This window comes from Kocuria sp. UBA1838 (genome assembly GCF_002338785.1).
Lineage (GTDB): Bacteria > Actinomycetota > Actinomycetes > Actinomycetales > Micrococcaceae > Kocuria > Kocuria marina.
Genome location: NZ_DDIY01000013.1, coordinates 17,188 through 37,535, shown reverse-complemented (window position 1 = coordinate 37,535; position 20,348 = coordinate 17,188). Strand labels below are relative to the sequence as shown.

At 69.5% G+C, this 20,348-nt stretch carries 17 protein-coding genes and 2 tRNA genes; 7 read left to right on the top strand and 12 right to left on the bottom strand.

Annotated elements, in window-relative coordinates; genetic code table 11:
• The 6 genes from B3I25_RS06395 to B3I25_RS06370 all read right to left on the bottom strand — a co-directional run.
• On the bottom strand, nt 1-506 hold a 506-nt coding region (locus tag B3I25_RS06395), incomplete at its 3' end, for a DsbA family protein (RefSeq protein WP_286738349.1).
• Nucleotides 507-538: 32 nt separating this feature from the next.
• Nucleotides 539-1,834, bottom strand: a complete 1,296-nt coding sequence (gene clpX, locus B3I25_RS06390) for an ATP-dependent Clp protease ATP-binding subunit ClpX (RefSeq protein ID WP_193519607.1) — start codon at nt 1,832-1,834, stop codon at nt 539-541.
• 165 nt (nt 1,835-1,999) lie between these two features.
• Nucleotides 2,000-2,662, bottom strand: a complete 663-nt coding sequence (locus tag B3I25_RS06385; RefSeq protein ID WP_035962208.1) for an ATP-dependent Clp protease proteolytic subunit — start codon at nt 2,660-2,662, stop codon at nt 2,000-2,002.
• A 48-nt stretch (nt 2,663-2,710) separates the two neighbouring features.
• Nucleotides 2,711-3,313 (bottom strand): ATP-dependent Clp protease proteolytic subunit, encoded by a 603-nt coding sequence (locus B3I25_RS06380; RefSeq protein WP_035962642.1) that lies wholly within the window; start codon nt 3,311-3,313, stop codon nt 2,711-2,713.
• A gap of 299 nt (nt 3,314-3,612) precedes the next feature.
• Nucleotides 3,613-5,016: a trigger factor gene (tig, locus tag B3I25_RS06375; RefSeq protein ID WP_064847273.1), complete on the bottom strand. Its 1,404-nt coding sequence runs from the start codon at nt 5,014-5,016 to the stop codon at nt 3,613-3,615.
• Between the two features lie 104 nt (nt 5,017-5,120).
• Nucleotides 5,121-5,193, bottom strand: a tRNA-Pro gene (locus tag B3I25_RS06370).
• Between the two features lie 186 nt (nt 5,194-5,379).
• Here B3I25_RS06370 and B3I25_RS06365 point away from each other — a divergent pair.
• Nucleotides 5,380-5,450, top strand: a tRNA-Gly gene (locus B3I25_RS06365).
• 145 nt (nt 5,451-5,595) lie between these two features.
• Here B3I25_RS06365 and B3I25_RS06360 read toward each other — a convergent pair.
• Both B3I25_RS06360 and B3I25_RS06355 read right to left on the bottom strand, forming a co-directional pair.
• Entirely contained in the window at nt 5,596-6,519 is a 924-nt protein-coding gene (locus B3I25_RS06360) for an Fpg/Nei family DNA glycosylase (protein ID WP_286738348.1), read from the bottom strand.
• Nucleotides 6,520-6,534: 15 nt separating this feature from the next.
• Nucleotides 6,535-7,047, bottom strand: a complete 513-nt coding sequence (locus tag B3I25_RS06355; RefSeq protein WP_085107757.1) for a ribose-5-phosphate isomerase — start codon at nt 7,045-7,047, stop codon at nt 6,535-6,537.
• Between the two features lie 296 nt (nt 7,048-7,343).
• Between B3I25_RS06355 and pepN the strand changes: the two genes are divergently transcribed.
• Nucleotides 7,344-9,932, top strand: coding sequence for an aminopeptidase N (gene pepN / locus B3I25_RS06350; protein ID WP_286738346.1), 2,589 nt, complete (start codon nt 7,344-7,346; stop codon nt 9,930-9,932).
• A gap of 146 nt (nt 9,933-10,078) precedes the next feature.
• Nucleotides 10,079-10,471, top strand: coding sequence for a globin (locus tag B3I25_RS06345; RefSeq protein WP_035962646.1), 393 nt, complete (start codon nt 10,079-10,081; stop codon nt 10,469-10,471).
• 61 nt (nt 10,472-10,532) lie between these two features.
• On the opposite strand, the gene B3I25_RS06340 is transcribed toward B3I25_RS06345, so the two are convergent.
• Together B3I25_RS06340 and B3I25_RS06335 are read right to left on the bottom strand one after the other, a co-directional pair.
• Nucleotides 10,533-11,243: a hypothetical protein gene (locus B3I25_RS06340; protein ID WP_286738344.1), complete on the bottom strand. Its 711-nt coding sequence runs from the start codon at nt 11,241-11,243 to the stop codon at nt 10,533-10,535.
• Nucleotides 11,240-11,707: an acyl-CoA thioesterase gene (locus B3I25_RS06335; RefSeq protein ID WP_064847268.1), complete on the bottom strand. Its 468-nt coding sequence runs from the start codon at nt 11,705-11,707 to the stop codon at nt 11,240-11,242. Before B3I25_RS06335 ends, B3I25_RS06340 begins: the two co-directional genes overlap by 4 nt.
• Before the next feature lie 43 nt (nt 11,708-11,750).
• Between B3I25_RS06335 and B3I25_RS06330 the strand changes: the two genes are divergently transcribed.
• A complete protein-coding gene (locus B3I25_RS06330) occupies nt 11,751-12,641 on the top strand; it encodes an acyl-CoA thioesterase (protein WP_064847267.1) in 891 nt (296 codons plus the stop codon).
• A 9-nt stretch (nt 12,642-12,650) separates the two neighbouring features.
• On the opposite strand, the gene B3I25_RS06325 is transcribed toward B3I25_RS06330, so the two are convergent.
• Nucleotides 12,651-13,907: an MFS transporter gene (locus B3I25_RS06325; RefSeq protein ID WP_206399148.1), complete on the bottom strand. Its 1,257-nt coding sequence runs from the start codon at nt 13,905-13,907 to the stop codon at nt 12,651-12,653.
• Entirely contained in the window at nt 13,904-14,674 is a 771-nt protein-coding gene (locus tag B3I25_RS06320) for a siderophore-interacting protein (RefSeq protein WP_206399147.1), read from the bottom strand. Before B3I25_RS06320 ends, B3I25_RS06325 begins: the two co-directional genes overlap by 4 nt.
• A 203-nt stretch (nt 14,675-14,877) precedes the next feature.
• On the opposite strand from B3I25_RS06320, the gene B3I25_RS06315 reads away from it, so the two are divergent.
• From B3I25_RS06315 to B3I25_RS06305, 3 genes are read left to right on the top strand one after another with little or no spacing between them, the layout of a single operon-like run.
• Nucleotides 14,878-16,440 (top strand): pyridoxal phosphate-dependent decarboxylase family protein, encoded by a 1,563-nt coding sequence (locus tag B3I25_RS06315; protein WP_206478590.1) that lies wholly within the window; start codon nt 14,878-14,880, stop codon nt 16,438-16,440.
• Nucleotides 16,437-18,488, top strand: coding sequence for a GNAT family N-acetyltransferase (locus B3I25_RS06310; protein ID WP_286738340.1), 2,052 nt, complete (start codon nt 16,437-16,439; stop codon nt 18,486-18,488). Before B3I25_RS06315 ends, B3I25_RS06310 begins: the two co-directional genes overlap by 4 nt.
• Nucleotides 18,485-20,311 carry an IucA/IucC family protein gene (locus B3I25_RS06305; protein WP_286738339.1) on the top strand — a complete coding sequence of 609 codons (1,827 nt, stop codon included), beginning with the start codon at nt 18,485-18,487 and terminating at the stop codon, nt 20,309-20,311. Before B3I25_RS06310 ends, B3I25_RS06305 begins: the two co-directional genes overlap by 4 nt.
• Nucleotides 20,312-20,348 lie beyond the last annotated feature (37 nt).

Genomic DNA, 20,348 nt, shown 5'->3' with positions numbered 1-20,348 from the left:
TCCTCGCCCTTGGGCGCCGGGGTGAACACGGGACCGAAGAAGCCCACGCCGTTCACGGCGATGCACGGGGTGCCGATGTCCTGACCCGCCACGGCACGGGCCTCGTCCGTGGACGCCCGGATGGCGTCGTCGTACTCGGTGGAGTTCTTGGCCGCAGCGAGGTCTGCCGGCAGACCGACCTCTGCGAGGGACTCGGTGATGATCGCCTCGAGGTCCTGCATGCCACCGGGGTGACGACGGGAGCCCATGGCGTCGTAGAGCTTCTTGTAGTACTCGCCGCCGTGCTGCTCGGCCGCGGCCTGGATCACGCGCACGAGCCACATGGACTCGTCGTGGCCGTGGTGGTGGTTCTCGGGGTTGTCCTCGTTGAGGATGCCCAGCGAGATGATCTTCCAGTCCACCTCCACGTCCCGGATGCGCACGACCTCCTCCATCCAGCGGGAGGTCATCCAGGCCCACGGGCACAGGGGATCGAACCAGAAATCGACGTGTTGCTTCTCGGCCATGAGGTGTCCTTTCGGGCGTTCGGTTCTTTCGCTCACGCTGACTTGTGGCGACGCCGCTCGGCGTCGATCATCTCGTGCGTGAAGATCTCGGGGTCGGCCAGTTTGGCCACGGCGTCCTCGGTGACGAGCACCGCGGCGACGTCGTCGCGGCCCGGCAGTTCGAACATGACCGGCATGAGGATGTCCTCGAGGATCGCGCGCAGACCGCGCGCGCCGGTGCCGCGTTCGATGGCCAGTTCCGCGATGGCCTCGAGTGCCTGCGGGTCGAAGGTGAGTTCCACACCGTCGAGCTGGAAGAGTTTGCGGTACTGCTTGACCAGCGCGTTCTTGGGTTCGGTGAGGATGCGTACCATGTCCGCGACGGACAGTTTGGACAGCGTGGCCACCACGGGCAGCCGCCCGATGAACTCGGGGATCAGTCCGAACTTGAGCAGGTCCTCGGGCTGGACCTGACCCGTGAGATCCACGTCCGCGGTGTCCCGGATGGGCGCACCGAAACCGATGCCCTTCTTGCCCGTGCGCTGCTGCACGATCTCCTCGAGACCCGCGAACGCTCCCGCCACGATGAACAACACGTTGGTGGTGTCCAGGTGCAGGAACTCCTGCTGCGGGTGCTTGCGGCCACCCTGGGGCGGCACGGAGGCCACCGTGCCCTCGAGGATCTTCAGGAGCGCTTGCTGGACCCCTTCGCCCGATACGTCCCGCGTGATCGAGGGGTTCTCAGATTTACGAGAAATCTTGTCGATTTCGTCAATGTAAATAATCCCCTGCTCCGCTTTCTTGATATCGAAATCAGCGGCTTGGATGAGCTTGAGAAGAATGTTCTCAACGTCTTCCCCCACGTATCCGGCTTCGGTCAGGGAGGTGGCGTCCGCGACCGCGAACGGCACGTCCAGCTTCTTGGCGAGGGACTGCGCGAGGTAGGTCTTCCCGGACCCCGTGGGTCCCACCAACAGGATGTTGGACTTGGCCACCTCGATGGCCTCCTCGTCCCCCTCGGAGCCCGCAATGGTGAGCGTGTGCCCGGAGACGCCCGCGCGGATGCGCTTGTAGTGGTTGTACACGGCCACGGCCAGCGCACGCTTGGCGGGCTCCTGGCCGATCACGTACTCCCGCAGGTGATCGTAGATCTGCTGCGGGCGGGGCAGCTCCGCCTGGTCCGTCTCCGTGACCTCGGTGAGCTCCTCCTCGATGATCTCGTTGCACAGCTCGATGCACTCGTCACAAATGTAGACCCGCGGGCCCGCGATGAGCTTACGCACCTGCTTCTGGCTTTTGCCGCAGAAGGAGCATTTGAGCAGGTCAACGCTCTCCCCGATGCGCGCCATGTATCAGCCTCACAGTTCGTCTTGACGGATGCTGGGTCCACTCTAAGCGAGCTTCTCACGGCCCGCCCAATCATGCCGAGGCGCGTGACGGCCACGCCGCATATCCGTGCACCGTGGCCGTCGGTCCCCTCGTCACCCCCGGAAGCTGCGCCTCCGGGTCGCCGCTCAGGCCTGCGTGACCGTGGAGGGCTTGTTGATCTTGCGGGAGTCCAGCACCTGGTCGATGATGCCGTACTCCTGGGCCTCCTTGGCCGTGAGGATCTTGTCGCGTTCGATGTCGCGGTTGATCTCCTCCGCAGCCCTGTTGGTGTGCAGCGCCATGGTCTCCTCCAACCACGTGCGCATGCGCATGATCTCGTTGGCCTGGATCTCGATGTCCGAGGCCTGACCGCCGCCCTGGCCCTCCATGGCGGGCTGGTGGATCAGCACGCGCGCGTTGGGCAGCGCGAGGCGCTTACCGGGAGTACCGCCCGCGAGCAGCACGGACGCCGCGGAGGCCGCCTGGCCCAGGCACACGGTCTGGATCTCGGGGCGGATGTACTGCATGGTGTCGTAGATGGCCGTCATGGCCGTGAACGAACCGCCCGGGGAGTTGATGTACATGGTGATGTCCCGGTCCGGGTCCTGGGACTCGAGCACGAGCAGCTGCGCCATGATGTCGTCCGCGGAGGTGTCATCCACCTGGACGCCCAGGAAGATGATCCGGTCCTCGAACAGCTTGGTGTACGGGTTCTGGCGGCGGTAGCCGTACGGGGTGCGTTCCTCGAAGTCCGGGATCACGTAGCGGCTGGTGGGCAACTGCGGTGCAGTGGCGTGAGGCAAGTTCATTGGTCCGTCCTGAAAGTCTATGGGTGGTTCTGGCAGCTCGCGCGCTGCTTACTGGGAGTCCTTCATGGTTCCGCCGCCACCGGTCACGTTGCCGGCAGACTGGGCGATCTGGTCGAAGAATCCGTACTCCAGGGCGCGCTGAGCGTCGAACCAGTTGTCACGGTCGTTGTCGCGCAGGATGGTCTCGAGCGTCTGACCGGTCTGCTCCGCGGTCAGTTCCGCGAGCCGCTGCTTCATGGACAGGATCAGCTCGGCCTGCACGCGGATGTCGGACGCGGTGCCGCCCATGCCGCCCGAGGGCTGGTGCATGAGGATGCGCGCGTTGGGGGTCGCATAGCGCTTGCCCTTGGTCCCGGAGGACAGCAGGAACTGGCCCATGGACGCGGCGAGGCCCGTGGCCACCGTGACGACGTCGTTGGGGATCAACTGCATGGTGTCGTAGATCGCCATGCCCGCCGTGACGGAACCGCCCGGGGAGTTGATGTAGAGGTAGATGTCCGCCTCGGGGTCCTCGGCGGAGAGCAACAGCATCTGCGAGCAGATGAGGTTGGCGTTGGTGTCCCGAACCTCGGAACCCAACCAAATGATGCGTTCCTTGAGCAGTCGGTTGTAGACGTAGTCGTCCTGACCACCCGGCGCCATGTCCTCCATACGCGGAGTGGCCGGTGCGGCACCGTACGGCTGAATGGGAGTGGAGGTCATGAATGCCCTCTTTCTGCTGGACGGGTCCGGGTCGAACGAGCGCCGCCGAACCGAACCCATGAACACGTTCTGTCTCAGCAGCGTAGTGCGCCGTCTCCCCGTGCACGCCCGGTGTTCCGCGGTGTTCGCTTCTGGCGCATGGTGGCACGCGGACAGCGAAACGCCACGACGTCCCCTCGGTGGGGGGCTCGTCGTGGCGTTGCGCGGAGGCCGTTGGCACCCGGTTCACCCGGGTGCCAACGGGTGACTCACTTGGTCTCGGCGGCCTCGTCGGTGGCAGCTTCGCCCGCGGCGGTCTCCTCGGAGACGGCCGGAGCGGACTCGGCCTCGGCACCCTGGTCGGCGGCGGCGTCGTCCGCGGAGCCCACGAACTTGGACAGGTCCACGGCTTTGCCGTTGGAGTCGGTGACGGTGGCGTACTCGAGGACCTTGGCCAGGGCCTTGCGGCGGCGCACCTCACCGACCATCATCCCGGCCTGGCCGGAGCCGTCCAGCATCTGTGCGAACTGGTTGGGGTCCATGCCGTACTGCTGGGACATGTTAACGATGTAGTCGATCAGCTCGGACTGCTCCACGCCGACCTCTTCGGCCTCGGCCACGGCGTCCAGGATGATCTCGTTGCGGAACGCGGTCGCGGCGTTCTCACGGACCTCGGCACGGTGCTCCTCGGTGTCGTGACCGGGCTCGGCGGAGGCCTGGGCCTGCGGCGAGTCGAAGTGCTGGGTGACCTGCTCCTCGATGACGTTCTCGGGGACCGGGACCTCGATGAGCTCCACGAGCTTCTCGAGCACCTTGTCACGGGCCTCGATGCCCTGCTCGACGGCGACGGACTCGGCGGCCTGCTTCTTCAGGTCCTCCTTGAGCTCATCGACGGTGTCGAACTCGGAGGCCAGCTGGGCGAACTCGTCGTCCACCTCGGGCAGTTCGCGTTCCTTCACGGCCGTGACCTTGACCTTGACCGTGGCCTCGGCACCGGAGTGCTCGCCACCGGCGAGCGTGGTCTCGAACGTGGCGTCCTCACCGGCGGACAGGCCGGTCACGGCCTCGTCGATGCCCTCGAGCATGGTGCCGGAGCCCACCTCGTAGGACAGGTCGTTGGCGGCGTCCACTTCCTCGCCGTCCACGAGCGCCTGCAGGTCGAGGGTCACGTGGTCACCCTCGGCCGCGGGGCGATCCACGGTCTTGAGGGTGCCGAAGCGACCGCGCAGCTCGTCCAGGGCCTTCTGCTCGTCCTCGGCGGAGGCCTCACGGGCGTCCACCTCGATCTTCAGACCCTTGTAGTCGGGCAGCTCGATCTCGGGACGGATGGCCACGGAGATCTCCACCTGGCTGTCGGCCTCGCGGTCGTCACCCTCCGGCTTGGAGAGCACCTCGACCTGGGGCTGCGACAGCGGGGTCAGCTCGTGCTCGGCGAGGGCCTGCTGATAGAAGTCGTTGAGCCCCTCGTTCAGGGCGTTCTCCACCACGAAGTCGAAGCCCACGCGCTGGTCGATGAGCTTGGAGGGCACCTTGCCCTTGCGGAAGCCGGGGATCTGGATCTGTTCGGCCAGTTCCTTGTAGGTCTTCTGGACGAACGGCTTCAGATCCGCGTAAGCGATGTCAATGGTGATCTTCGCCTCGGTGGGGTTGAGTTTCTCGACGGCGCTCTTCACTTCCGCTGTCACTCCTGGGGTCGATGGGTACTTACTACAACGGACCGGGGTCGGTCCGGTCGGTCAACGAGCGCCGCAACGCGACGCGCTGCAACGCTCAGACGTCGGGGTGACAGGACTCGAACCTGCGATCTCCTGCTCCCAAAGCAGGCGCGCTAGCCACTGCGCTACACCCCGGGATCACGTGCCCGACACGCGCTCCGTTTCGTCTCCGCCCGTGGACGGAACGAGGTCGACGGCTCGCCCGCGGGCGAGCCGACATCACGACAGTCTATCGTGTCGCAGCCCCGCACCCGGCAACCGGGTGGTAGAACCCGGTGATTGGCACGGTTTCTGGGGCTCGTGTACTCTTTCAACGTCCCCGGGGATGTAGCTCAATGGTAGAGCCCCAGTCTTCCAAACTGGCTACGCGGGTTCGATTCCCGTCATCCCCTCAGCGATCCCCGAAACCCCGCCGTACCCGTGTGCGCCGCGGGGTTTCGTCGTTCCCGCGGCCCTTCTCCCGACACTCCCCGGAAGACTCTCGCAGTACGACGCCGCGTCGAACCGGACCGGGCACACGGTGGGTGCGACGCCGCATCACGCCTGGCAGCTCGGGCACCAGTAGAGCCCCCGCCCGTTGAGGTCGCGCTTGAGCACGGTGGTCCCGCACCGCAGGCACGGCTGACCTTGGCGGTGGTAGACGTAGTTCGCGTGCTCGGGCCATGCCTCGGTGTCCGGGATGTCGGGGCGGTCCGCCGGATCCGTGGTGATGATCCGGCCCACGCGCACCCCCACGGCCATGAGCGTCACGTTCTCCTCCCACAGCCCGAGCAGGTCCTCGCGGGTCAGCGAGGCTCCGGGCGTCATGGGGTTCACACCCCGGCGGAACAGGGACTCCGCCCGGAAGATGTTGCCGATCCCCGACACCACGTTCTGCTCCATGAGCAGCACGCCGATCGCCCGCTTGCTCTTGGCCGCGGCACGCAGGAACGGTTCCGGATCGGCCTGCGGGTCCAGGGGGTCCGGTCCCAGCTTGGCCTCCGCGGCCCGCGCTTCCTCCGGTGTCTCCACCGTGCACAGGGCCGGCCCGCGTAGATCCGCCCACCCGTGCTCGCCGGCCAACCGGGCCCGCACGGCACCGACCGGGGGCTCGGGAACGACCCGTCCGGCGTCGTCGTACGCCACTGCCGATTCCTTCGCGGAGCCGGACTCGCGCTCCCCCACGCGGCGCGGGGCGCCGATCGAGGACGCCGCCGCGAACTGCTCGTCCCCCGCGAAACTCCACGCGCCGTAGATGCCGAGGTGCGAACGCATGACCACGACGTCGTCGGGGTCACAGGGCGCCGCGAAGTCCAGGTAGAGGTGCTTGCCGTGGGCGCGGGCGCACGTCAGGACGCGCCCGTCCAGCACGGCGGCACCCGCGGCGAAGCGGCCCTGGGGACTCGTGACGCGCAACCGCTGGCCCACGAACAGGTCCCCGAGCTGACGCCCGAGACGGTGGATCGAGTGGCCCTCGGGCACGTCCGACGCCCCCGCTCAGTCCTGCGTGTACGGGCGGACCGGGACCTCGGAGAGGTGGCCCACGATGTCCCCGGTGCGCTCGAACTCGGCGAGCTGCTCGATTCGGCGCACGTGCCGGGACTCCCCCGAGAACGGCTCGGCGAGGAAGATCCGCACGAGCTCCAGGGCCTCGTCGTTGCCGTGCTGGCGCCCGCCGATCGCGATCACCTGGGCGTCGTTGTGCTGCCGGGCCAACCGGGCGGTGTCCTCGTTCCACACGAGGGCCGCGCGGATCCCCCGGACCAGGTTGGCCGCCATCTGCTCGCCGTTACCGGAACCACCCAGCACGATGCCGAGCGAGTCCAGACCGTTCTCGCGGTCCTCGCGGACCCCCTGGGCAGCACTGATGCAGAACGCGGGGTAGTCGTCCGCGGCGTCGTAGACCGCGGGGCCGTGGTCGATCATCTCGTAACCGTCCTCGCTCAGCCGCTGCATGAGGAAGTGGGACAGCTCGAGGCCTGCGTGGTCGGTGGCAATGTGCACGCGCATGGGACGTCAGCAACTCCTGGACGGGGTGGTCGCGGGGCAACCGGCACGTCTGCTCCGCGACGGGAAAGGGTCGCCTCCACCTTAGCCGCCGATTCCACCGGCGCGGGCGCTCCCCCGGCTCGCGCCCGGGCAACGATCGGACCGGCGGAGGGGCCGTGCCGTCGCGGTATGCGTGCGAGGAAGAACGCGGGCCCGAGTCGGCGGCGTGGGGCCCGCGGCGGGACTTGCGACGGCTGCCATAATGGCAAGATGCCCCGCGCGGGCATCGAATTGTCGTCGAGGAGAGGAACGCCGCTGTGCCCGGAACGAACCTGACCCGAGCGGAGGCCGCCGAGCGCGCGCGGATCATCTCGGTCGAGTCCTACCACGTGGATCTGGACCTCACGGGGGACCCCGAGACCTTCCGGGCGCGCACCACGGTGACGTTCGATGCCGAAGCGGGAGCGCACACGTTCATCGACGCGATCACCGCGTCCGTGGATTCCGTGACCCTCAACGGCACCTTCCTGGACCCCGCGAAGGTCAGCGACGGCGAGCGCATCGACCTGCCCGATCTCGCCGAGCACAACGAGCTCGTGGTGGACTCCCGGATGTACTACATGAACACGGGTGAGGGCCTGCACCGGTTCGTGGATCCCGTGGACGAGCAGGTGTACCTCTACACCCAGTTCGAGGTCGCGGACACCCGCCGGATGTTCCCGGTGTTCGAACAGCCCGATCTCAAGGCCACGTTCCAGTTCGCGGTCACCGCACCCGCCGACTGGGACGTGGTGTCCAACCAGCCCACCCCGGAACCCTTCCCAGTGGCAGACGGCGTGGCCCGGTGGGAGTTCTCCCCCACCCCCGTGATCTCGTGCTACATCACCGCGTTGATCGCGGGCCCCTACGTCAAGACCACGGACAGCCTGGTCTCCTCGGACGGACGCACCATCGAGCTGGGCCTGTTCGCGCGCCGCTCCCTGTTCGAGTACGTGGACGCCGAGGAGATGTTCGAGGTCACCAAGCAGGGCTTCGAGTTCTTCGAGTCCCAGTTCGGGGTGCCCTACCCCTTCGAGAAGTACGACCAGCTCTTCGTGCCGCAGTTCAACGCCGGCGCCATGGAGAACGCGGGCGCGGTGACCTTCGTGGAGTCCTACGTCTTCCGCTCCAAGCCGGCGCAGGCCCGCGTGGAGCGCCGCGCGATCACCGTGCTGCACGAGCTCGCGCACATGTGGTTCGGGGACCTCGTGACCATGCGCTGGTGGAACGACCTGTGGCTCAACGAGTCCTTCGCCGAGTACATGTCCACGCTCGCGTGCGCGCAGAACACCCGGTACACCAACGCGTGGACCACGTTCGCGGCCGGGGAGAAGTCCTGGGGCTACGAACAGGACCAGCTGCCCACCACCCACCCCATCAAGGCCGAGATCCCGGACCTCGAGGCGGTGCTCGTGAACTTCGACGGCATCACCTACGCCAAGGGTGCCTCGGTGCTCAAGCAGCTCGTGGCCTGGGTGGGCCAGGAGGAGTTCATGGCGGGGCTCAACCGCTACTTCGGCAAGCACGCGTGGTCCAACACGGAGCTCTCGGACCTGATGGTCGAGCTCGAGGCGGCCAGCGGGCGCGACCTGACCGACTGGTCCGCGCGCTGGCTCGAGACCGCGGGCGTGAACACCCTGGTGCCGCAGGTCGAGGCCGATGACGATGGCGTCATCACGTCCTTCCGGATCGAGCAGCTGGGCCAGGACGGCCATCCCACCCTGCGGCCCCACCGCGTGGCCGTGGGCTTCTACGACCACCGTGAGGACACCGGACTGCTGAGCCGCACGTTCCGCGTGGAGCTGGACGTGGACGGCGAGTTCACCGACGTCCCGCAGCTCGTGGGTCGCGAACTCCCGGACCTGGTGCTGCTCAACGACGACGACCTCGCCTACGCCAAGATCCGCCTGGACGAGTGCTCCCTGGCCACGGCCACCACCCACCTCGGAGACTTCGAGGAGTCGTTGCCCCGCTCGCTCGTGTGGGCCGCGGCGTGGGACTCCGTGCACGACGGCGTGAGCCCGGCGCGCGACTACGTGGACCTCGTGCTCTCCAACGTGGGCCACGAGACCGACTCCACGGCCGTGCAGGTGCAGCTGCGCCAGCTGGACGTGGCCCTGGACCGCTACCTCGCCCCCGAGCACGCGGACGAGGTCCGGGCCCGGGCCGCGGACACCCTGTGGGATCTCACGGCCGCCGCGGAGGCGGGCTCCGACCACCAGTGGCAGTTCTTCCGGGCCTTCCTGCGCCGGGCGTGCACCGAGGTGCATTTCGATCGCATCGAGGGTTTCTTCGACGGGGGCGTCCCCGAGGGGATCGAACTGGACACGGACACCCGTTGGGCCGTGCTGATCGCGCTCGTCGCGGCCGGCCGCAAGGGCGCCGAGGACGTCGACCGTGCGCTGGCCGAGGACAACACCGAGACCGGTGCGATCGCCGCGGCCACCGCGCGCGCCGCGATCCCCACCCCGGAGGCCAAGGCCGAGGCGTGGCGGCTCGTCGTGACCGAGGGCGCGCTGCCCAACTCCCAACAGCAAGCGGCCATCGCCGGCTTCTTCCGCGTGCACGACGACGCCCTAGTCACCCCGTACTCCTCTCGCTACTTCGACGCCGTCACGGGTGTGTGGACCGAGCGTACGCACGAACTCGCGCAGCAGATCGCCGTGGGACTGTTCCCCCGCGCCGTCGGCCAGGACACGGTCGACGCCGCCCAGGCGTTCCTTGACCGGCTGGACCCGGCCCTGTCCGGGTTGCGGCGGATCGTGCTGGAGCGCCAGGACGCCGCCCGCCGCGCAGTGCGCGCCCAGGCCGTGGACGCCGCGGCGGTGCGGGACACCACGGCCCACACCCCGGAGGCCGACCGATGAGTGGGACGCAGGACTCTTCCCAGCCACTCGACCCGCAGGCCGCTGCTCCGGCGGGGCGGCGCACCTTCACGCTGGGTGCGGTGGGTTCCCGGTCGGCCGCCGGCTCGGTGACCCAGCCCCCACAACAGGTGGGGGACGCGCGGGGCGTGGCCGAAGCGGCGTCGTCGGACTCGTTCTACGCCCAGGTGGGCGGGCACGAGACGTTCGCCAAGCTCACCCGGGAGTTCTACGCGCGCGTGGCGCAGGACCCCGATTTCAAGGCGCTGTACCCCGAGGAGGACCTGGGACCCGCGGAGGAGCGGCTGCGGATGTTCCTGGAGCAGTACTGGGGCGGACCCACCACGTACTCCGAACAGCGCGGGCACCCCAGACTGCGGATGCGCCACGCCCCGTTCCCCGTGGACACGTGGGCGCGCGAGACGTGGTTGACGCACATGCGCGCGGCCATGGACACCCTGGAGCTGTCCCCGCTACACGACGGCATCATGTGGGACTACTTCGACCGCGCCGCCCACGCGATGGTCAACCGCCCCGGCTGAGGCGTTCTCCTCGCGTGCGGGGGCCCGGTCCCGGCACTGCCTTACCGGGCGGGGCCGGGTCTCAGCGGGAGACCTTGACGAGCACGTGACCCGCGCCCGTGCTCAGGCGCACCCACTGGCCCGAGGCCTCGGCCGCGACGTGCACGTCCGATTCGGACGCCGGGATGAACCCCAGGACGTCCAGGGCGAACGCGGCGCCGTCGGGGATCTCCGGGCCCTCCAGGGGACCCCAACCGGACCCGGCACCCCACACCCGCGCGCGGACCTTCTGGACCACGGCGGCGCCGGAGTTGGTGGGCACGGAATCGGACACGGTCCGGATACCGCGGTGCGCCACGTCGCGAACGCGGTGGGCGGGCACGGACCCCAGGGAGCGCCACCCCGTGCGGGGGGCCACGATCCCCGCCCAGGAGGCCGAGACCTCTTGCGGCGGGGCACTGATCCACACCGGGGCGTCGTCGTCGGACCCGCGAGCGCCCGTCTCGCGCGCGAGCCGGTCCGTGATGGCGGCCACGGCCACGGTGACGTCCAGCTCGCACGACTGCGCCAGTGACATCGTGCGCAGCCCCAGCACCACGGGTGCGGTGTCCAGGAGTCCGGCCGGGTGGATGACCGACACCCACGCCGCGAGCACCCGGTCCAAGCCCTGCAACCGGACGGCCGCCTGCGGATCCACCGAGCGGGCGCGGCTCAGGTACGTGGCCAGATCGGCGGCGTCCTGCCGGTCCTGCAGCGGGAAGCCGTCCGTGCGGGTATCACCAGGGTCGCTCATCGCTCGTCCGGCTCCTTGACCTCGTCCTCGAGCGTGGCCAGCAGTGCTTTCTGGTCATCCGTGAGCTTCATGCTCTTCCCCGTGTCCGGGTCCATGACCACGATGACCGACTCGCCCTCGGCGTAGACGTGCGAACCGTCCTCCTCCTGCAGGCTGTAGGAGATCGTGAACGACGAACCGCCCACACGCGAGATCCACGTGCGCACGTACACCGGCTCCTGGCGGAAGAACAGCTGCTCCTTGTAGTCCACGCTCTGGTGCACCACCACGGTGCGGTTCTTGCCCACCGATTCGCGGAAGGTCGTGTCCTCGGGGATGCCGTGCTGGGCGTCCGCCTTGATGGGGGACGCCGTGAGCCGCACACGGGCGTCCTCGAAGTAGCGCAGCATGGTCACGTTGTTGATGTGGCCGTACTGGTCCTGGTCGAAGAACCGCATCTGGACGGGAACGTTGAGGGAAGTCATGGCTCTATCAGATCACACCCGATGCCCGGTTTAGAGTGGTGCCATGACAGTCGACCCGTTGCAGGACCCCGTGGAAGCCCTCATCCAGATGCTCCAACTCGCGGACGGAGGAGGGGCCCGCACCACGGAAGACATTTTCGTGGGCAACACCATCACCTCGCCGCGAGCGCGGGTGTACGGGGGGCAGGTCCTGGCGCAAGCGGCCATGGCGGCCATGCGCACCGTCAAGCCGGACCGGCACATCCACTCCCTGCACGCCTACTTCCTGCGTGGCGGTGACATCGAGGTCCCCATCACGTTCGGGGTGGAACGGGTCCGCGACGGTCGCTCGTTCTCCGCCCGGCGGATCCACGCCTACCAGCACGGGAAGACCATCCTGTCCGTGATCGCCTCCTTCCAGGATCCCGCCGAGGGGTTGGAGCACCAGGAGCCCATGCCCGAGAACGTGCCCGATCCGGAGTCGCTGCCCGCACTGCGCGAGACGCTCGGGGCACTGGACATCCCCGAGGCCCGCGCGACCGCGTTCGAGCGGCCCTTCGACATGCGCTACGTGACCGAGCCGTTGTTCCTGCCGTGGAAGGGTGCGCAGGATGCGTACAACGCGGTGTGGATCAAGGCGCTGGCCCCCTTGCCGGACGACCCGAACATCCACCGGGCGGCCCTGGCCTACGTCTCCGACTACACGATGATGGAGCCCATCCTGCGCCGCCACGGCAAGTCCTGGGTGGAACCGGGGATGAACGTGGCGTCCCTGGACCACGCGATGTGGTGGCACCGCTACGCTCGCGCGGACGAGTGGATCCTCTACACCCAGACCTCCCCCAGCGCATCCTCGTCCCGGGGTCTGGCCATCGGCAAGATGTTCACGCGGGACGGCACGATGATCGCCACCACGGTGCAGGAGGGCATGATGCGCCTGCCCGAGTTCCACTGAGCGGGGCCCTCACGCGCGGCGTGCGAGTAGCGGGTGCGACCGGCACACGATCACGCCCGCCACGGACACCGCGAGTCCGAACACGAGTGACGCGCCGTAGCCGGCCATGCCGGCCAGGAACAGGGCCGCCCACGCACCGACGCTCCCGCCGAGCATGCCGATGGAGCTCAGGAGCGTGAAGTCGGCGCCGGCGCACCCGGGACGCGCAAGGTCCAGGTTCACCGCGTAGATGCCCGTGTTCATCACGGTGTAGCCCGCGAGCACGCCGCACGCTCCCACCACGCCCAGCGGCACCTGCAGCCACTGGTCCACGCCCGCACCGGGCCACACGACGGGTGCCAGACACACCCCACCGAGCAATTGGATCCCGGCGCCGAGCAACAGCGTGACGCCGCGCCCGCGCCGTCGGCACAACCGGCCGCCCAGGAGTGCCGCGGCCAGGGCGGGCGCCGCCGCGATCATGGAGGTGACCGCGCCGATGAAGGCCAGCGACCACCCCGCGTCCACGAGTGCCGGGGTCACGAGGGACCACACGGCTGCGGAGCCGAACGTCACCAGGGGGACACCACCGAGCGCCCAGGCCTTGGCCCCCGGTACGGCCAGCATGCCGAACATCCCGGAGAGCCCGCGGGGTTGCGCATTCGACGCCGCGCGCTCCGGTTCCCGGTGCCGCAGCACGGGGACCATCGCGGCCGCGGTGCACAGTGCGAGCGCGATCACCGCGGCCCGCCATCCCCATGCGTCGTAGATCAGCAAGGCCAATCCGCCGCCGATCACGGTCCCGATGTAGCTCGCCCCCACCTGAACCCCCGCACCGAGATCGTGCTGGGAGCGATCGAGACCCCTTACGGATAGCGCGTCCGCCGCGATGTCCTGCGTCGCGGAGAAGAGCACGAACGCCGCGGCCAGGATCACGAGGACCCTCAGACCGTCCTGCGGGTCGGCGAACACCGCCATGGCCAGCAGGGCGAGCACCATGAGGGGTTGCAGCACGAGCAACCACGACCTGTAGTGCCCGCGCGCCCGGCCCGGCGCCCACCGATCGATCAGGGGTGCCCACAGGAACTTCACGGGCCACACGAGGGCGAGCAGCTGCAGGGCGCCCAGGGTCCCCAGGTCCGTGCCGCCGTCGCGCAGGATGCCCACCAGGCCGGTGGACAGGAACGCCGCCCCGATGAACTGCGTGGTGTATAGCGCCCACAGCAGCCCCCAGAACCCACGGTTCGTGCGGATCCCCGCGGGCGCGGACAGGGTCATGGTGCTCATACGTTCCTCCAGTAGGCGGTGGCGTCGATGTGTGTGCGGGGCACGCCGTAGCGGGTGCGCAGGGCCGAGGTCAGCAGGCGGTTCTGCTGCGCCTCCACAGCGATCCAGTACCGGTCCCCCGGTGCGGGCGGATGCGTCTCCCAGTGCGCGAGCACGGCCGCGGCCACGTCCTCCCCCGCGCCGATGTGGTGCACCGTGTGCACCTGGTGGCGCTTCGCTGCGGCCAGGGGCAGGTCGGCGTCGCGCGGGTCGCGGTACTCGAACCACACCTCGACGTCGCGGGTTCCCAACAGCGGGAGCATGGAGTTCAGGGCGGGCAAGCTCGCGGGGTCGCCCACGAGCACCGTGCGTCCCGGGAAATCGGCATCGAGCCCCGGAGCGGGTTCGGACCCGTGACCGCGGCGCGGTGTCCTGCGCGGCGGCCAGGGCGGGGTGCTGCCGAGCAGCGACGCCCGGATGGTGTCGCCGGGTGCGCACGTGCGAGCCCAGTCGGAGGAGGCGCCGTCGTGCAGGGCGAACTCCATGTCGAAGACGCCCTCGTCCGGGCGTGGGTCGACCACCGTGAACGCCCGCTGGTGGTCCTTGCCGCAGGACGTGAACCACAACCGCAACCACATGGTCGGGAACGGCGTGTGGCGCGCGAGGAACCCCTCGTGCCGCACGGTGATGCGCGTGTAGGCGGGGCCGACGTCGCGGCGACTCACCACCGTGAGCACGGTCTCGGAAGCCCCGAGGGCTCGGACGGCCAGACGTTCCCAGTGGGGCACGGGCGTTCTCCTCGTTCGGCGGGCGGGTCACGGAACACCAGCCCGGAAAGAACCGGCAGGTCGCGAGGCAGTTCTGCGTGTTCCGGGGTGGATCGGGCAGTACACATTTGCTAAATCTTAGGTTAGCCTAACCTATCAGTAATTAGTTACCACCGTGTAGCTTATTGCATCCGAGTGCCCCCGAACGAAAGCCGAACCGTTCCATGAGTTCATCCCTGCTCCACGCGGACACCGTCACGGACCTCATGCGCGATGTCACCGCAGCCGCGGCCGCCGGTGCGGCGCGCCTGGCCGGCGCGCGACAACCCCACGAACCCGCGAGCCACGACGAGATCGACCGGGCACTGTCGCGGATCGACCTGGACACCCCGCTGCACGACTTCGGCGCCGCGGTGGACGAGCTCGACCGTACGTGGTTGCGCCACGCGGTGTGGTTCCATCACCCCCGGACGCTCGCGCACCTCAATTGCCCGGTGGCGGTGCCCGCGGTCGCCGCGGAGACCCTGGCCGCCACCGTCAATGTCTCGATGGACACGTGGGACCAGTCCAAGGCGGCGACCGTGATGGAACGTTCGCTGCTGACGTGGACGGCGCGGCGCATCGGCTTCCCCGCCGCCGCAGACGGCATGTTCACCCCGGGCGGGACGACCTCTAACCTGCAGGCGCTCATGCTCGCCCGCGACGAATGCCTCGAACGCTCCGCGCGCACCCCGCACGCGGCCCCGCGGCCGGTGCGAGCGGCGTCGTTGCGCATCCTCGCGAGCGCGGAGAGCCACTTCTCGGTCAGCACGGCCGCCCGGATCCTGGGACTCGACGACGACTGCGTGGTCCCGGTCCCGGTCGACGCCGCGGGGGCACTGTCCGTGCCGACGCTGCGTCGAGTGCTGGCGGACCTCGCGACCCAGTCGCTGACCCCCATGGCCGTGGTGGCCACCGCGGGCACCACGGACCGCGGCGCGATCGACCCGCTCGAGGACGTCGCGCAGGTGTGTGCGCAGCACGGGGTCTGGTTCCACGTGGACGCGGCCTACGGCGGCGCGCTGCTGGTCTCCCCCACGCGCCGCGACCGGCTCGCCGGGATCGACCGCGCTGACTCCGTAACCGTGGACTTCCACAAGGCGTGGTTCCAGCCCATCGGGTGCTCCGCCGTGATCGTGCGGGACGGCCACACGCTGCGCCACTGCGCGCATCACGCCGCGTACCTCAACCCGGCGGACACCCCCGAGCCCAATCAGGTGGACCGCTCCCTGCAGACCACGCGCCGCTTCGAGGCGCTCAAGCTGTGGGTCACGCTGCGCACGATGGGCCCGGACGCGATCGGCGCGATGTTCGACGCCGTCATCGACCTCGCGGCGCGTGTGGCCCACGAGCTGCGCTCGGACCCGCGCTTCGAGCTCGTGTGCGACCCGTCCCTGAGCACCGTGCTGTTCCGCTGGACGCCTCCGGATGCGGGGAACGACGACGCCGCGGGGGCCCCGCTTGCCGCGCACGCCTCTTCCACCGCGCACGCCTCCTCCATCACGGGGAACGGCCCGGACGCGGTCGATGAGACCGCGGACCGCTGGGTGCGCCCGATCCGCCGCGCGGTGTGGGACACCGGCCGCGCCACCGTGGCGGAGACCGAGGTGGCCGGGCGTCCCTGCCTGAAATTCACCCTGCTCAACCCGCAGACGACCCTCGACGACGTCCGGGAGGTCCTGGACCTCATCCACGAGACCGCCCTGTCCCTCACCGCCCACGATCGCACCGGAAAGGCCCGCGCATGACCCCCCGCACGACCGCATCCCACCCCGACCGTCGGCACGGAACCGAACCGGCACACGACGACTCCAGGCCCGCGGACCAGGGATCGACGCCGTCGGACGCCGCGTCGACTCCCACTGACGCCCCGGGCACCGTTCAGCGTGGCACCCCGGACGACCCCCTGGACCTGCTGTGCGTGGGGGTGGGCCCGTTCGGACTCGGACTCGCATGCCTCACCGACCCTCTGCCGGACGTCCGCGCCGCCTTCCTGGACGCGGCCCCCGGTTTCAACTGGCATCCCGGGTTGCTGTTCGACGACGCCACGCTGCAGGTCCCGTTCCTCGCGGACCTCGTGACCATGGCGGATCCCACCTCGCGGTTCTCGTTCCTGCAGTGGCTCAAGGAGACCGGCGAGCTGTACCCGTTCTACGTCCGTGAGTCCTTCTTCCCGCTGCGGCGGGACTACAACGCCTACTGCGGGTGGGCCGCGCAGCGAGTCCGCGGGGTGTACTGGGGACACCGGGTCACCCAGGTCACCCGCCCGACGGGTGAGGGTCCGTGGCACGTCACGGCCCGGGCCCGCGGCGTCGAGCACTCGTGGTGGGCGCGCCACCTGGTCGTGGGCACGGGGACGGTCCCCCGCACGCCGGGCGAACTGTCCGGCGTCCCGGACACCACGGTGCACGCGAGTGAGTACCTGTCCCGCCGGGAGACCCTGGTGAGTGAGGATCACGTGACCGTGATCGGCTCGGGGCAGTCGGCCGCGGAGGTGTTCCTGGACCTGCTGCACACCCCGGGCGGGCCGGCCGTGGACTGGTTCACCCGTTCACCACGGTTCTACCCCATGGAGTACTCCAAGCTCAGCCTCGAACTGACGTCGCCCGACTACCTCGACCACTTCCGGTCCCTCCCGGAGGCCGAGCGGGACCGGCTCAACGCGTCCCAACCCCAGTTGCACCGCGGCATCTCGGACGCGACGATCGACGCGATCCACGAGGCCCTGTACGTGCGCCGCAACGACCCGGACGCCCCGCCCGTGCGCCTCGTCGCGGCCACCGAACTCGTGGACGCGTGGCACGAGGCCGGGCGCACCGTCCTGCGCTGGCACAATTCGGAAAACCACCACGTGCGCGAGACCGTGACCGATGCCGTCGTCGCGGCCACCGGCTACCGGTCCGCGGCCCCGGACTGGCTCGCACCGGTCCGGGACCAGCTCTCGCTCGACGCCTCAGGGCGGCTCAGCCCCGACCGGTACCACCGGGCCAGCCCGGACGGGACCGTGCACGTACTCAACCACGGCGAGCACACGCATGCGCTCACGGCACCCGACCTGGGGATGGGACCACTGCGCAACGCGCATGTGCTCGCGCACGTCACGGGCCGCACACCGTACATCACCGAGGACCACACGACGTTCCAGAGTTTCGGTCACGTCCCCCAGCGTCATGTCGCCCCCACCGTGGGGCCCGACGGCACGTTCGAGACCCGCGCTCTCGGGCGCGCATTCACGCTGCGGCCGGTGGACCCGGACGGGGACGCGGCGCTGTTGCACGCGTGGTTGAGTTCCCCGCGTGCGCACGCGTGGGGACTCGTGGGCGCGGACGAGCAGACGATTTCCCGGGAGTACCACAGGATGACCGCGGCGGACGCAGAGGACGCCTGGATCGTCAGCGAACACGACCGCCCGCTCGCGCTGCTCGAGACGTACGACCCCGCCCGCAGCCCCCTGGCCGCGGTGTGGCCGGTCCGCGACGGCGACGCCGGTCTGCACCTGTTCGTGGCACCCACGTCCCGTCCGGTTCCGGGGACCACGCGAGCCGTGATGGCGGCGGCGCTGAACCTGCTGTGGTCGGACCCCGCGGTGCAGCGCGTTCTCGTGGAACCCGACGTCCGCAACGAGCGGATCCGCGCGATCAACCGCTGGGCCGGGTTCCGTGAGGTGGGCGAGTGCCACCTGGCGGAGAAGACCGCGTCCGTGAGCGTCGTCGTCCGCGGGGACGGACCGCAGGACCACGTGCGGACCGCAGACACGGAAGCCTCCGTGGCCGAGCGCGCGGAGGTGACCCGATGAGCGCCGTCGTCGAAACCCGCATCCCCGATGAACAGCGGGACGTCGCCCCGACGCCCGAGCCCCGGCTGGACCGCCGGGCCGCACGGCGACTGCAGCGGGACGTGCTCGCCAAGATGTTCTCCGAGTTCAGTCACGAACGGTTGCTGCATCCCGCCCCGCACGGCGACGGTTGGACCGTGGCCGACGCCGCCGGGCGCCCGAGTTGGTACTTCGAGGCCACCCGGCACCCGCTCGAGCACTGGGAGGTGGACCCCGCTTCGGTGCGGCGCATCATCCCCGGGGACGCCGGCGAGGAACCGGACGCCCAGCAGGCCGTGCTGGACCTCAAGGACGTCCTGGGACTCACCGACGAGATGCTCCCGCTGTACCTCGAGGACCTGTCCGCAACCATGTACTCGATGGCGCGTCGTCGTGCCGTACCCGCACCGACCGCCGCGGAACTGGCGACCGCGGACCTCGCCGAAGTGGAACGTTTCCTGGACCGGGGACACCCCGGATTCGTCGCAAGCTCGGGCCGGGTGGGCATGGGTGCGTCCGAACAGACGTCATGGGCTCCCGAGGCGGCATACCCCGCCCGGTTGACGTGGCTCGCCGCGCGCCGCAGTCTGTGCACCGTGTCCCTGGGGCAGCACGTGAACGAACGTGACCATGAGGACCGGCACCTCACCGCCGGTGAGCGCGACCGTTTCCGCGCGGCGGTGACCGAGGCCGGCGAGGACCCGGACGAGTACACGTTCCTCCCGGTGCACCCGTGGCAGTGGGAGCACCGCATCCTGCCCGGGATGCTCCCGGACGTGCTGCGGCGCCACCTGATCCTGGTGGGCCGCAGTGAGCACGAGTGGCGCGCGCAACAGTCCGTGCGCACGTTCCTGGACGTGAGCGACCCGGCGCGGGATTACGCCAAGACCGCGCTCGGGGTGCACAGCATGGGGTTCCTGCGCGGACTCTCCCCCGCCTACATGCGCACGATGCCCGCCGTGAGTGACTGGCTGCACGGGATCACCCGGGAGGATCCGTTCCTGCGCGCACGCGGGATCCGGGTGCTGCGCGAGCACGCCGCGGTGGGTTACACCGGGGATGCCCACCACCGCAGCGGTGTGGCCTCCGACCACACCAAACAGTTGGCTGCGCTGTGGCGTGAGTCCCCGGTGCCGATGCTCGAGCCCGGGGAGCACACCGCCAGCTTGGCCGGGGTGTTGCACCGGGACTGCGCCGGGCGGCCCCTCGCGGAAGCGTGGATCGAGCGCTCGGGAGTCACCGCGAGGGACTGGGTGCGCGCCCTGCTCGACGTGTACCTGGTCCCGGTCGCGCACCTCTTGCTGTCCCAGGACATCGCGCTCATGCCCCACAGCGAAAACGTGATCCTGCGCCTGCGCGACGGGTTCCCGGTCGGTGCGTTCTGGAAGGACATCGGGGAGGAAATCGCGGTGCTCAGCGACCGGCCCCTGCCCGAGGGGATCGAACGCATCCGTTCCGTGGTGGAGCCGGAGCAGCGGGAGCTGTCCATCCACACGGACGTGGTCGACGGCGTCCTGCGGCACCTCGCGGTGCTCCTGCACACCTCCGGTGTGCTCCCCGAACAGGAGTTCTGGGCGCTCGGGGCCAAGGTCCTGGACGAGCACCGCGAGCGCTTCCCCGAACACTGGCGCGAGCTGGACCTGTTCCGGGAGACCTTCGCCCACTCGTGCCTGAACCGGCTGCAACTGCGCAACCCGCAGCGCATGGTGGATCTGGCCGACCAGTCGGCGTCCCTGACCTACGCCGGTCGGTTGACCAATCCGCTGGCCGCGTTCCGCTCCCCTGATGCGGGCCCCGCGTCGTGAGCGCACGGTGTTCCGGCGGCGGATCCGCGGGAGCGCG

Excerpts from the sequence above, each read along its gene's own strand:
- clpX (WP_193519607.1), bottom strand. The coding sequence starts at position 1,834 with ATGGCGCGCATCGGGGAGAGCGTTGACCTGCTCAAATGCTCCTTCTGC.
- B3I25_RS06385 (WP_035962208.1), bottom strand. The coding sequence starts at position 2,662 with ATGAACTTGCCTCACGCCACTGCACCGCAGTTGCCCACCAGCCGCTAC.
- B3I25_RS06380 (WP_035962642.1), bottom strand. The coding sequence starts at position 3,313 with ATGGAGGACATGGCGCCGGGTGGTCAGGACGACTACGTCTACAACCGA.
- B3I25_RS06355 (WP_085107757.1), bottom strand. The coding sequence starts at position 7,047 with ATGCGCGTGCACATTGCCACCGACCACGCAGGCCTCGAGCTGTCCCAC.
- B3I25_RS06340 (WP_286738344.1), bottom strand. The coding sequence starts at position 11,243 with ATGAGCGACCCTGGTGATACCCGCACGGACGGCTTCCCGCTGCAGGAC.
- B3I25_RS06335 (WP_064847268.1), bottom strand. The coding sequence starts at position 11,707 with ATGACTTCCCTCAACGTTCCCGTCCAGATGCGGTTCTTCGACCAGGAC.
- B3I25_RS06330 (WP_064847267.1), top strand. The coding sequence starts at position 11,751 with ATGACAGTCGACCCGTTGCAGGACCCCGTGGAAGCCCTCATCCAGATG.
- B3I25_RS06325 (WP_206399148.1), bottom strand. The coding sequence starts at position 13,907 with ATGAGCACCATGACCCTGTCCGCGCCCGCGGGGATCCGCACGAACCGT.
- B3I25_RS06315 (WP_206478590.1), top strand. The coding sequence starts at position 14,878 with ATGAGTTCATCCCTGCTCCACGCGGACACCGTCACGGACCTCATGCGC.
- B3I25_RS06310 (WP_286738340.1), top strand. The coding sequence starts at position 16,437 with ATGACCCCCCGCACGACCGCATCCCACCCCGACCGTCGGCACGGAACC.
- B3I25_RS06305 (WP_286738339.1), top strand. The coding sequence starts at position 18,485 with ATGAGCGCCGTCGTCGAAACCCGCATCCCCGATGAACAGCGGGACGTC.